Source organism: Morganella sp. B601 (assembly GCF_051172335.1).
Classification (GTDB): domain Bacteria; phylum Pseudomonadota; class Gammaproteobacteria; order Enterobacterales; family Enterobacteriaceae; genus Morganella; species Morganella morganii.
In genome coordinates, this window is the sequence record NZ_JBPIZE010000001.1 from 343,356 (window position 1) to 356,378 (window position 13,023).

Below are 13,023 nucleotides of genomic sequence, written 5' to 3' on the forward strand. Positions count from 1 at the left end.
ATCAGACTCTGTAAAAAGGATTAAATAATATGAAATTATTAGCCAAGCATATGATGGAAAGTGTTTCAGGTGCAGGTAATCAGGATAACATTGATAATATTAAATTTATAAATGACCTGGTATTAACGGCTGCAATAGGTGCATCAATGACACCTGCAGCACCAGTGGCCGGGGCCGGAACTGCGGTGGTAGGTAGTTTAATTCACAGCACTAATCATCAGATACAAGCCCGGAAAATCCGGGCTTGTATTTCACAGCAGATTAAAACAAATTATGCCGACGGATGCGGATTCTGGTTCTCCGGGGCGGCATCTGCTTCAGGTTTGCGCAGCATGTCATGCAGTGAGCGGCCTTCCGTCTCTGTTTCCGCCGCCGGATTGATATTGACCGGACAACCGAACTCATGATCAGTCTGGTTTTCCACCAGCAGTGTGCTCATCGCCCGGGCAATTTCAAACTCACCAATCACCACACGGTTTGCACCGCGCTCCATAATATAAGTGCGCTCGTCATCATAATGCGCGCGGACAATAATCGTCATATGTGTGTTCATGGCACGGGCTTTGGCGACAATCTCTCCGGCCTCATAGCCGTTCGGAATAGTCAGCAGCAGCGCACTGGCGCAATCGGCACGGGCAAGCTCCAGCACATCCTGTGCCACCGCATTCCCCATCACGGAAGGGAAGCCGCGTTCTGCAAGCTCTTCAAAGCGGGCGCGGGTATCTTCCACCACCACAACCGGATATCCTTTATTATGCAGCTTATCAGCCAGCATCGCACCGACACGGCCATAACCGACAATAATGGTATGTCCGCAGATATTGACCGGCACCTGGGTGATTTCTTCCAGCGTTTCTTCTTCCTGCTGCTCTTCCGGTGTTTCGGTTTTTTCCAGATAGCGGTCCAGCAGCGTGAACAGCACCGGGTTGAGCATGATAGAGACAATCGCACCGGCCAGGATCAGGTCATTGGCCTGGCGGTTGAGGACTTCCAGCGTGACCCCCATTCCCGCGAGGATAAAGGCGAATTCCCCGATTTGCGCGAGGCTGACGGCGACTGTCAGGGCTGTCCGCCGGTTATGGCCGAACATCCTCACCAGCAGCAGGGCGGCGGCGGATTTACCGATGATAATAATCGCCAGCACACCGAGCACACCCAGCGGATGGTTAATCAGCACCATCGGATCAAACAGCATCCCGACAGAGACAAAGAACAGTACCGCGAAGGCGTCACGCAGCGGCAGGGTATCCTGTGCGGCGCGGTGGCTCAGTTCTGACTCATTGAGCACCATACCGGCAAAGAACGCGCCGAGGGCAAACGAGGCATCAAACAGTGCGACAGCGGCATAGGCAATACCCAGCGCCAGCACCAGTACTGCCAGGGTAAACAGCTCGCGGGAGCCGGTAGCGGCTGTTCTGGCGAGTAACCACGGGATCACGCGGCGGCCGATAAAAATCATAATCAGGATGAATGCCACGACCTTACCGATAGTAATGCTCAGGCTTATCAGCAGATCTGATGTACTGGCACTGGCCTCCGGGTTATTAATGATAGAGGCGGCAGCCGGTAACAGCACCAGGGTTAACACCATGGCGAGATCTTCGACAATCAGCCAGCCGATAGCTATCTGACCGCGCTGGCTTTCTATCAGTTGCCGCTCTTCCAGGGCGCGCAGCAGCACCACGGTACTCGCGGTGGATAAGCTCAGACCAAATACGATCCCGGCAAATAATCCCCAGCCGAACAGAGCGGAAAGGCCGAGACCCAGAATCGTGGCAACGGCTATCTGACAGATAGCCCCCGGAATGGCGATATTTTTAACCGCCAGCAAATCTTTCAGTGAAAAATGGAGCCCGACCCCGAACATCAGCAGAATAACCCCGATTTCCGCCAGTTCCGGTGCCAGTGATGTATCGGCAACGAATCCCGGGGTAAAAGGGCCTGCTAACACACCCGCCGCCAGATAACCCACTAACGGGGAAATCTTTAACCGTTGCGCTAACATACCGAGTAAATAAGCGAGAACGAGACCGCCAACAATAGTTGTGATAAGAGGCGTTGAATGCACTTTTTTCATTCTCCTTTTGATTAGTGGTGTGAACGGATGTGGGTTAGCTATAAATATAATACATGTTTTCGTGACATAAATCGCGTTAAAAATATAACTAATTATGTAAAAAACAGGACTTAACAGCAGATACCATTCAGCTTTGACTATTTTTAGCGTATTCTGCTCTTTGTGATCGTCATGTGTACCATCATTGATTTACTTTAATATTTAATATTATTGTTAATTAACAGATTATTAAGTGTCTTTAGTCTGTTTTTGATATCAATGCAGGTGTATTTATAAAAATCAGCTGAAAAATACAGGTTTAATTGCGGTTTTGACGCCGGTAACAGCGTGGTAATATCTCAGCGGTATAAAATAACCACACTGATACGCGGTGGATGAATCAGCGATTTTTCGTTGTTGTATATTGATATTTAACGATTTTTTAATACTGCGTTATCGTATTTGTGCGGATCCGTTAAATGACAAAACATTGAATCAGATCGCACTTTCTTGCCGTGTTTATCATAACCGGTGTAAAAATTTGTGAATTTTCATCATACTTTCAGCAGGACGCCGGAGAGAGTTGTTTCTGTGCCGGTATCATCATTCAGACACACAGGGAATGACCATGACATTTACACTGAAAACCACAGCCTGTGCGCTGGCGGTATCCGCAATGCTTTTTCCGGCGCTGGCGAATGCCTGGGAAAAAGATAAAACCTACGACATCACCATTTTGCATACCAATGACCACCACGGCCATTTCTGGCAGAACGATCACGGCGAATACGGCTTATCAGCCCAGAAGACCCTGGTGGACGGTATCCGTAAGGAAGTGGAAGAGAAGGGGGGCTCACTGCTGCTGCTCTCCGGCGGGGATATCAATACCGGCGTGCCGGAATCTGATTTACAGAATGCCGAGCCGGATTTCAAAGGGATGAATCTGGTCGGTTATGATGCGATGGCGCTGGGCAACCACGAGTTTGATAATCCGCTGGAAACGCTACGCATTCAGGAAAAATGGGCCACATTCCCGTTCCTGTCCGCCAATATCTATAAGAAAAGTACCGGTGAACGCCTGTTTAAGCCGTATGCCATGTTTGATAAGCAGGGTGTAAAAATTGCGGTAATCGGCCTGACAACGGATGACACAGCGAAAATCGGTAATCCGGGCAACTTCCCGGACACTGAATTCCGTGTCCCGGCAGAAGAAGCCAAAAAAGTGGTTGAAGCCCTGCGCGAAACGGAAAAACCGGACATCATTATCGCCGCCACCCACATGGGGCACTACGATGACAGCAACCACGGCTCCAACGCCCCCGGAGATGTGGAAATGGCGCGCAGCCTGCCGGCCGGTTATCTGGATATGATTGTCGGCGGTCACTCGCAGGATCCGGTCTGTATGCAGCCGGAGAACAAGAATTATAAAATTGCTGATTACGTACCGGGCACTCCGTGTGCACCGGACAACCAGAACGGCACCTGGATTGTGCAGGCACATGAATGGGGTAAATATGTCGGACGTGCGGACTTTCAGTTCCGCAACGGCGAATTCACGCTGAAACACTATCAGCTTATCCCGGTGAATCTGAAGAAAAAAATCACCAAAGAGGATGGCACATCAGAGCGGGTGTATTACACCAGTGAAATCAGCGAAAGCCCGGACATGCTTAAACTGCTGACACCGTACCAGGAAAAAGGCAATGAGCAACTGAATATCAAAGTCGGTTCGGTTGACAGCAAACTGGAAGGTGATCGCAGCAAAGTCCGTTTTGAACAGACCAGCATGGGGCACCTGCTGCTGGCTGCACAAAAAGAACGGGCAAATGCCGATTTCGCCATCATGAGCGGCGGCGGTGTGCGTGATTCTATCGAACCGGGCGATATCACCTATAAAAATGTGCTGAAAGTGCAGCCGTTTGCCAACGAACTGGTGTATATCGATTTCAAAGGAAGCGAAGTGCTGCCGTATCTGACCGCTGTGGCAAATATGAAAACTGATTCAGGGGCTTACGCACAGTTTTATAATGTCGGCCTGACGCTGAATAAAGATGGCTCCGTAAGTGATGTGACCATTGACGGTAAACCACTGGACCCGGCAAAAACCTACCGTATGGCGACACTGAACTTCAATGCGATCGGCGGGGATGGTTATCCGAAAATTGATTCTCACCCGGGCTATGTCAATACCGGCTTTGTTGATGCAGAAGTGCTGAAAGGCTATATCGAAGCCCATTCTCCGCTGAAAGCGGCAGATTATGAGCCGAAAGGTGAAATTGTATATAAAAATAAATAGTTGTTTTTTTGGGGATATAAGCCGGAAGATTTTTCAGGTTTGTATCCCCATTAATTGTTCTTTTCCTGAAATATAACCATTGATTTTTTGTGCTGAATATTTATTTTTTTTGGATTTAAACTCTGTGTTTTTTGCTGTTTAGCATTTTTAATACTTATGTGTTCTCTGTCTTTTTTCTAAAATAGAAGGTGCTTCAGCATGGGCTGAGCGAAAGTTAATGCCGATATCCGCCTTGTAAAGAAAAATATTAATGAACAAAACAGAAAACACCTTACATAAAAAAACACCGTCGGTGACGGTACTGAGCAACCGGGGGCAGGTAGTACGCGATATCGTGTATCACCGCCATCCGGATACGCCGGAGAAAACCGATGAGCGCATTACCCGTCATCAGTTTGATTCACGGGGGTTTTTAAAGGAGAGTGCCGATCCGCGTTTGCAGGCATCCGGGCTGGCTAATTTCCGCTATATAACCTCACTCTCCGGACAGGTGCTGCGCACAGAAAGTGCGGATGCGGGCACATCACTGGCACTGAACGATGCGGCCGGGCGACCGGCGACCAGTATTCATCAGATTGGTACTGAAAACGGGCAGGATGACCACAGCCGGGCCGTGACTCAGTCTTTCCGGTATGAAGATGCGGATTCAGCCGGGCGTCCGCTGAGTATCGCGGAACAGACCGCCGGGCAGAGCACTCAGGTAACCGAACGCTTTGTGTATGCAGGCAACAGTGAGGCGGAGAAAGCAAAAAACCTGGCGGGTATCTGTACACACCATTATGACCCTGCCGGGCTGATGCGGACGGACAGTATTGCGCTGACCGGCGTGCCGTTGTCGGTGACCCGTCAGTTGCTGAAAGATGCGGATAACCCGGTTAACTGGCCGGAAAGCAATCCGCAAACATTATTATCTACTGAAAAATACACCACACAAACCATTGCAGATACCACCGGTGCGGTGCTGAATACCACGGATGCGGCGGGTCACCGGCAGAAAGTCACTTATGATATTGCCGGATTACTGAGCACCAGCCGGGTGACGGTGAAAGGCGGGGCGGAAAAAATCATCATCAAATCTGTGACGTATTCCGCTGCCGGACAGAAGCTGCGCGAGGAGCACGGTAACGGCGTAGTGACCACTTACACTTATGAACCGCAGACCCAGCGCCTGCTCGCCGTCAAAGCCGAACATCCGGCACGGAAAAAAATATTTCAGGATCTGCGCTATGAATATGATCCGGTCGGTAATGTGCTGTGTGTGACTAATGACGCCGAGGAGACGCGCTTCTGGCATAATCAGAAAGTGGTGCCGGAAAACCGATACACTTACGATACCTTGTATCAGCTGGTCAGCGCCACCGGGCGCGAGATGGCCAATGCCGGACAGCAAAGCAGTTCCCTCCCTGATATTTCCCCGTTTGATAAAGCCACTTACACCAGTTACACCCGCAACTATATCTATGACTGTGCCGGGAATATGACGCAGATCCGCCACTCAGCGCCTGCGACCAATAATAACTACACCACGGATATCACGGTCAGTCAGCGCAGCAACCGCGCGGTACTGAAAACCCTGGCGGACACGCCGGAGAAAGCCGAAGCCCTGTTCACCCCGGGCGGACAGCAGACACAGTTACAGCCCGGACAAACTCTGTCATGGACTGCGCGCGGCGAACTGCAACAGGTTACGCCGGTGGTGCGTAACGGTGCCGCCGGTGACTGCGAAAGCTACCGTTATGATGCGGGCAGCCGGCGTATCCTGAAAACTGCCGTGCAGAAAACCGGTAACAGCACACAGACACAGCAGGTCATCTATCTGCCGGGGCTGGAGCTGCACAGCGGAAAAGAAAACTATCAGGTGATCTGCGCCGGTGTTGCCGGGCGGGCACAGGTACGGCTGCTGCACTGGCAGGACGGTAAGAAAGATCACCAGCGGTTCAGTTACGACAATCTGATCGGCAGCAGCGGCCTGGAAACAGACGGTGACGGTAACCTGCTGAGTCAGGAGGAATATTATCCTTTCGGTGGCACAGCGGTGCTGGTGGCGGATGCGGACAGCGGCATTGACTACAAAACCCACCGTTATTCCGGCAAAGAGCGGGATGCGACCGGACTGTATTACTACGGCTACCGCTATTATCAGCCGTGGGCAGGGCGCTGGCTGAGTTCAGACCCGGCGGGAACGGTTGACGGGCTGAATCTGTTCCGGATGGTGAGGAATAATCCGGTAACACTTTATGATAATGACGGGCGTGCGCCTGTCCGTGCCGCGTTATCAGCCGGCAGCTTCCGGGATATGTTGCCCGAACCGGCTGTTCAATATCAGCGGGGGCTGGGATATCAACTGACAAAAAGTGTCAGTCAGCCAAACTTATATACGGCATCACAGCAAACAGGAGAAGGCGGAACATTTATCGGATACCATGGTACAAATGAACAGTCAGCAAAAAATATACTTGGTAAAGGTCTTGATATTGATATGCTTCCTCACGGACAGATTGGTCAGGGATTCTATGTTGCGAAAGACCGGTATCTTGCTGAAGGTTCTGCAAATCCGGATGGCGGAAGAAGAAAGGCTGAATTAGACCGTAATATTCCATTTTTCCGGAAGATTCAAAATTCGTTACTTGGTCTGTTCGGATCATATTTTAATGCATATAAATTCAGTCCGGATTATCCTGATAATATTACCCCTGCTTTACTGAAAGTATATAAAAAACAGTCTTTGGTGAATTCTCAGTGGAATAGCATGCTAAGAGATGATTTATCAGGTATTCAGTTTGCGAAACCAGATGAAAGACAAGCTGTTTCAGACACAATAATGAAATCGATGGGAAAAAATCTCCAGATGGTTATCCCTTCGGATGAATTCAGTAAATTGTCGCTAACCAGAGATAATGGTATAACCGAAACAGGTATCTGGCACCCGGCAAATGAAAGTCATTCACCTGAGGGGTATCAGATCATCTCTGCCACAGCCGGAAAAAATCATATCCTGAGAAGTCCGGATGAAAGTATTAATACTGAAATGGTTGATCAAAATAGCCAGATAAGAAAACGATTTAATAACAACAAAGCCGGATATATGAGAAAGCGGGCTGCATAGGTAAGTTATTAAAGGTATTTAAGCACTTCCTCCGGGAAGTGCTTTTTTCTGTATATCAGTCCCGTTTCGCCACCGGGGCAAATTTCCCGTCCAGCACTTTCGCCAGATCCTGCGGTGCCAGTTCGATATCCAGGCCGCGTTTGCCGCCGGAAACAAAAATAGTGGCAAATTCCTGTGCGCCCTCATCAATCAGGGTCGGCAGGCGTTTTTTCTGTCCCAGCGGGCTGATCCCGCCCACCAGATAACCGGTGACTTTCTGTGCATTCACCGGGTCAGCCATTTCCGCTTTTTTCACGCCGAGGGCTTTGGCCACCGCTTTTAAATCAAGCTGTTCTGATACCGGGGTGACTGCCACGGCGAGGTGTTTATTATCACCGTTAAGCGCCACCAGCAGGGTTTTATATACCTGACGGGCATCGAGATTAAGTTTGCGGACCGCTTCATCACCGAAATTATGATCATTCGGATCATGTTCATAAGGATGGAGGGTGAATGAAATCCTGTTTTTTTCCAGAAGTTTTACAGCCGGTGTCATAGGTCTTTCCTTGCAGATAATTCAGACGGCAGTGTCACAAGGCCTGCCAGTTTAACACAAAATGGACGGCAGATTATGGTCGCCGTAAAGATGCAGTGCGCCGACTGCCACCACATAATTGCCGGGCGGCAGCTGTATCAGCCGGGTTTTCCAGGCGTCGTTGCGACTTATCATCAGATGCTGATACGTCTGCTCGCTGAAGGTGGCGGGCAGCGGCTGCGCGAGTTTTTCCGGCCGGTAATCCAGCCACCAGCCGAGCATAATCTGCAGTGCGCGGGCATTGTCATGCCAGTAGGCCAGGGTATCTTCCAGCAGACTCAGTCCTTCGTCCGGGAAATCCAGCAGCATCTGTAACTGTGCCTGTGTACCTTCCAGTTCAAAAACGGGGATATTCTGTCCGTGAGCGGCATTGAGCATCTGATAATCAATGCCGTAATGCGGCCGCAATCCAAGGCTTTGTGCCTGGGCGGACTGCAGGATCAGAGCCACCTGCCAGGCGGGCAGGGTATCCAGGGTCTGTACCGGCTGGCGCTGTTCCTCACAATACCGGCGGTAGTCATCTCTCAGGTGCTCCGGTAAGCGCTCACTTACCGGCAGACGGGGAGATTCCGGGTCCTGCCCCGGGAACGGCGGTGCCGGACGGGTGATATCCGCTTCCACAATCAGGCCATCAGCCCGATTGATTCTTTCCAGCAGCGGGCCGGGCAGCGGATACATGGCTTCCGATCCCATATGAATACTGCCGACCAGATGCAGTGAGATATCCCCGGGCAATGTGAGGTCGATAGAGGGCCAGGTACAGCCACCCTGCGGATCAGGCGGGATAAGGTAATCTTTCAGCCGGCGGAACAGTGTTTTCATGACGACTCCTGTCGTGAAACGATACCTTAGTTGACTGCAAGCGCGGGCTTTTTTCAACCCTGATAAGTAATATCCGGTTAATCAGCAGGAAAAAATAAGGGAGCGAAGTATTCGCTCCCTTATTGGTTGAGTTATTAATCTTTTGGTTTAAAACGTAACAACCGGTTGGCGTTACTGACCACGGTAATGGATGACAGCGCCATGGCCGCCCCTGCCACTACCGGATTCAGCAGTGTGCCGGTGAACGGGAACAGTACCCCGGCTGCGATCGGGATCCCGAGTGTGTTATAAATAAAGGCACCCAGCAGGTTCTGTTTCATATTGCGCAGTGTCCCTTTCGAGATAGCCACGGCATCGGCCACACCGTGCAGGCTGTGGCGCATCAGAGTGATTGCTGCCGTTTCGATGGCGATATCACTGCCGCCGCCCATAGCGATCCCCACATCGGCCCGTGCCAGTGCCGGTGCGTCATTAATACCGTCACCGACCATGGCGACACGGCGTCCGGCCTGCTGTAATTTTTCAATGGCAGCGGCTTTGCCGTCCGGCAGCACACCGGCGATCACTTCATCAATGCCCGCCTCTTTGGCGATAGCCCGGGCGGTCACTTCGTTGTCCCCGGTCAGCATCACCAGTCGGTATCCCTGTTTGTGCAGACGCGCCAGCGCACTGACACTGTCCTCACGCAGCGGGTCACGGACGGAAAGTATTGCCGCGATGTTGCCGTCAACTGCCAGCATCACCGGGGTCACACCTTTACCGGCCTGGGATTGCACCAGCGCATCCGCCTCACCGGCAGTGCTGATATTCTGTGCCTGCATCAGTGCATGGTTACCCAGCAGCAGTGTCCGGCCTTCAGACTCCCCGCTGATCCCCATACCCGCCAGGGTACGGAACTGAGTAACAGACGGCAGTGTCAGCTCTTTCGCACGTTCAGTGATAGCGCGGGCCAGCGGGTGATTAGAACCGCTTTCCAGCGCCGCCGCGAGACACAGGACATCATCGTCACTGAAACCATTAAAGGTATGGATCTCCGTTACCTGCGGCATGCCTTCGGTCAGGGTTCCGGTTTTGTCGAAAACAATGGTGTCGAGGGTGCTTGCCTGCTGTAAAGCATCGGCATCCCGTACCAGCACACCAAACTCAGCGGCACGTCCGACCCCGGAAATAATTGACATCGGCGTTGCCAGCCCCAGCGCACACGGACAGGCGATAATCAGTACCGTGGTAATAATGACCAGTGCATAGGTTATCTGCGGCGCAGGACCGAAGAAGTACCAGACGGCACCGGCGATCAGGGCGATAACCACCACGACCGGTACAAAAACAGCTGAAATTTTATCTGCCAGCTGGCCGATTTCCGGTTTACTGCTCTGAGCCTGACGCACCAGTTTAATGATGCGTGCCAGCGTGGTTTTGCTGCCGACAGCGGCAGCACGGAACAGCACGGTGCCGTCCTGCACGGTGGTCCCGGCAGAAACGGTATCGCCGGTGGTTTTCTGCTGCGGGATAGGTTCTCCGGTCAGCATCGCCTCATCCATCCACACTTCGCCTTCGGTAATCTCACCATCGACCGGCACGCGGTCACCGGTGGTCAGGCGCAGGATCATCCCCGGCTGCACATCTGCCAGCGGTACATCCTTTTCCCCTTCCGGTGTCACCACACGGGCGGTCGGCGGAGTCAGATCCAGCAGGCGCTCCAGTGCTTTTGACGAACGCTGGCGGGCACGCTGCTCCAGCATATGCCCCAGGTTTATCAGACCGATAATCATGGCGCTGGCCTCGTAATAGAGGTGACGCGCCTGCGGCGGGAATACATCCGGCCAGAGGTTTACAGTGATGGAATAGAGCCATGCGGCACCGGTGCCGAGAGCCACCAGGGTATCCATCGTTGCACTGCCGTTTTTCAGGGATTGCCAGGCGCTGCGGTAGAAATGCCCGCCCGCCAGAATCATCACCGCCAGGGTGACGATCCCGATGGTCAGCCAGATCCCGTTGTTCGCCGGGGTCAGCATCATATTGTCGCCGATCATCCCCCAGATCATCACCGGGATACCGACCGCCAGTGCCAGAGCGGCCTGCCAGCGGAACCGCTTCATATTGGCGACAGCCACTTCCTGCTGGCGCTCACGGCGTTTGGCGTCATCCTGAATCAGCTCCGCGCCGTAACCGGCTTTCTCCACAGCGGCGATCAGCGCCTCTGCAGAGGCGTGCCCGGTGACCAGTGCACTGCGTTCCGCGAGGTTAACGCGGGCATTTTCCACGCCGTCCACACTGAGCAGCGCTTTGTGTACTTTACTGACACAGCTTGCACAGGTCATGCCGTCGAGCAGGAAGGAGAGACTGTCGTCATCCTCTTCAATCACCGGCATGGCCGGGGTATTGTCAGGGGTGGCCGGAATGTCGCAGTGCTCCGCTGCCGCAGCCTCAGTCTGAGACGGCGTCAGCGGTTCAGATTTTGGGGAGGCGTTTTCTCCTGCCACCGCCGCCTGAAAACCGGCGGCTTCCACTGCGCTGATTAAGGTCTGCGCATCGGCGCTGCCGTACACTTTTGCCTCTTTGGTATCAACGACCGCAGCCGCAACACCGTCAACCGCTTCTAATGCACTTTGCGTTTTCGCTGCACATTTCATACAATTCAGCCCGGAAAGCTGTAAAATTGTACCGGGTTTGTCTGCAATCTGAGCTTCGTAACCCGCTTCTTCGATAGTACTGATGAGGGATTGCGCATCCGCATCGCCGGTCACTTTGGCGAAATCAAGGGTGACCACCGCAGATTCAACATCCGGGCGGGCGTCGAGAGCTTTTTTCACACTGCCGGTGCAATGTCCGCAGGACAGCCCCTGTAACGCAAGAATAGTGGTATTAGCCATACTTTTTTTCCTTACATGTTTCGCATCATCACGCCGCATATCAGCACACGGCGCAAGAGAAAAAATTCTGTTCGGGGGAACGGGAATTTTGATTTACGATGATGGTAAACCTTCCCTCAAGGGTAAGGTCAAGGAGAAGTTATGAATATCAGCGATATTGCACAAAAAACGGGTTTAACACCAAAAGCAATCCGTTTTTACGAAGATAAATCTTTGATCACGCCACCGGAACGGGGTGAGAACGGATACCGGTATTTCAGTGAACGGCATGTGGATGAACTGACTCTGCTGCGCCAGGCAAAAGAGGTCGGGTTCACGCTGGATGAGTGCCGCGAGCTGTTATCGCTGTTCCGTAATCCGAACCGCCACGCGGCGGATGTGAAATCGGCGACACTGGGCAAAGTGAAGCAGATTGAAAAAACCATTACGGAGCTCACGGCTATCCGTGACCGCCTGCTGGCACTGGCTGATTCCTGTCCCGGGGATGACAGCGCGGAGTGTCCGATCATCGATCATCTCTCCGGATGCCGCCACAGCAAACCTGCCTGTCATAAATAATCCGTCTGTTTTGTGCGTCTGCCCGCGCCGGAAGATCGGCTCTGATGACAGCATGAATGCACGATATATCTAACCTCGTCTGAGCACAATACGTTATCCTGCTGACGTGATGGCTCAGACAGCTGCACATCCGGCACAGGCATTGGCGTCCTCACTGGCGCTGCCGTTTTGTCCGCTGTGTTACACACCGGCTCTGGTTCTCCGCCACCCGGTGATGGGCAGATTTTTCTGACGAAAATGTGTTAATTTTATTTATTAGTCATCTCTCGATATTTACTTTTGTACTTTGTTATAAGGCTTAAATTCACCTGAATTTTAAGCATTTTTTTGTCCTGCAATTTTCATCCCTTCCGTTAACTATCCAGATTTACTTTCCGGTTTAACGACATCACAGCAATTCATTATCATCATGATAATAATTCACATTTGCGATCATATTCTCAATGAGATATATAAATAATAGGGTTAATCATTCTCATTTGGCTTTTTAAATAAAAAATATTAATCCGGTCAGGGAATAACATGAACGCTTCATTCAAATACTCACTGCTTACTGTTGCTGTTAAGTCAGCGGCCACCGCCGCATATGCCGCAAATAAAGACGACACCAGCGTGCGCCGTCTTACATCCTGTCAGTTAAGTTTTTCTTATTTCTGCCGATAACAGATAAAAGCACGGCTATTTTTCATCCGGCGTTATACCGGAGAAAACCGGCATTTCTGTCCGCTGCGGCGGTAA

The 13,023-nt window shown here is 51.8% G+C and carries 8 protein-coding genes; 4 read left to right on the plus strand and 4 right to left on the minus strand.

All coding sequences use genetic code 11. The features are described 5' to 3' along the window. Positions 1-271: 271 nt before the first annotated feature. A complete protein-coding gene (gene ybaL / locus ACSBQN_RS01570; protein ID WP_036406452.1) occupies positions 272-2,077 on the minus strand; it encodes a YbaL family putative K(+) efflux transporter in 1,806 nt (601 codons plus the stop codon). A 607-nt stretch (positions 2,078-2,684) separates the two neighbouring features. Here ybaL and ushA point away from each other — a divergent pair. Together ushA and ACSBQN_RS01580 are read left to right on the plus strand one after the other, a co-directional pair. Then, the gene (gene ushA, locus ACSBQN_RS01575) at positions 2,685-4,352 is read left to right on the plus strand and encodes a bifunctional UDP-sugar hydrolase/5'-nucleotidase UshA (protein WP_024474617.1); all 1,668 of its coding nucleotides are present in this window, start codon (positions 2,685-2,687) and stop codon (positions 4,350-4,352) included. Between the two features lie 250 nt (positions 4,353-4,602). Continuing rightward, positions 4,603-7,458, plus strand: a complete 2,856-nt coding sequence (locus ACSBQN_RS01580) for an RHS repeat-associated core domain-containing protein (RefSeq protein WP_434991533.1) — start codon at positions 4,603-4,605, stop codon at positions 7,456-7,458. A gap of 55 nt (positions 7,459-7,513) precedes the next feature. Here ACSBQN_RS01580 and ybaK read toward each other — a convergent pair whose 3' ends face one another. The 3 genes from ybaK to copA form a co-directional block, all read right to left on the minus strand. After that, positions 7,514-7,993 (minus strand): Cys-tRNA(Pro)/Cys-tRNA(Cys) deacylase YbaK, encoded by a 480-nt coding sequence (gene ybaK, locus ACSBQN_RS01585; protein ID WP_004237643.1) that lies wholly within the window; start codon positions 7,991-7,993, stop codon positions 7,514-7,516. A gap of 51 nt (positions 7,994-8,044) precedes the next feature. Beyond that, positions 8,045-8,854 carry a TraB/GumN family protein gene (locus tag ACSBQN_RS01590; RefSeq protein ID WP_036406445.1) on the minus strand — a complete coding sequence of 270 codons (810 nt, stop codon included), beginning with the start codon at positions 8,852-8,854 and terminating at the stop codon, positions 8,045-8,047. A gap of 134 nt (positions 8,855-8,988) precedes the next feature. Continuing rightward, positions 8,989-11,727, minus strand: coding sequence for a copper-exporting P-type ATPase CopA (gene copA / locus ACSBQN_RS01595; RefSeq protein ID WP_152695388.1), 2,739 nt, complete (start codon positions 11,725-11,727; stop codon positions 8,989-8,991). 141 nt (positions 11,728-11,868) lie between these two features. On the opposite strand from copA, the gene cueR reads away from it, so the two are divergent. Both cueR and ACSBQN_RS01605 read left to right on the plus strand, forming a co-directional pair. Continuing rightward, positions 11,869-12,285 carry a Cu(I)-responsive transcriptional regulator gene (gene cueR, locus ACSBQN_RS01600; protein ID WP_004237647.1) on the plus strand — a complete coding sequence of 139 codons (417 nt, stop codon included), beginning with the start codon at positions 11,869-11,871 and terminating at the stop codon, positions 12,283-12,285. Positions 12,286-12,394: 109 nt separating this feature from the next. Next, positions 12,395-12,517: a hypothetical protein gene (locus tag ACSBQN_RS01605; protein WP_276513030.1), complete on the plus strand. Its 123-nt coding sequence runs from the start codon at positions 12,395-12,397 to the stop codon at positions 12,515-12,517. The last annotated feature ends 506 nt before the right edge of the window (positions 12,518-13,023 follow it).

Bases quoted from the DNA above. Each gene is read 5' to 3' on its own strand.
- copA (WP_152695388.1), bottom strand. From the start codon at position 11,727: ATGGCTAATACCACTATTCTTGCGTTACAGGGGCTGTCCTGCGGACAT.
- ushA (WP_024474617.1), top strand. From the start codon at position 2,685: ATGACATTTACACTGAAAACCACAGCCTGTGCGCTGGCGGTATCCGCA.
- ybaL (WP_036406452.1), bottom strand. From the start codon at position 2,077: ATGAAAAAAGTGCATTCAACGCCTCTTATCACAACTATTGTTGGCGGT.
- ACSBQN_RS01590 (WP_036406445.1), bottom strand. From the start codon at position 8,854: ATGAAAACACTGTTCCGCCGGCTGAAAGATTACCTTATCCCGCCTGAT.
- ACSBQN_RS01580 (WP_434991533.1), top strand. From the start codon at position 4,603: ATGAACAAAACAGAAAACACCTTACATAAAAAAACACCGTCGGTGACG.
- cueR (WP_004237647.1), top strand. From the start codon at position 11,869: ATGAATATCAGCGATATTGCACAAAAAACGGGTTTAACACCAAAAGCA.
- ACSBQN_RS01605 (WP_276513030.1), top strand. From the start codon at position 12,395: ATGGCTCAGACAGCTGCACATCCGGCACAGGCATTGGCGTCCTCACTG.
- ybaK (WP_004237643.1), bottom strand. From the start codon at position 7,993: ATGACACCGGCTGTAAAACTTCTGGAAAAAAACAGGATTTCATTCACC.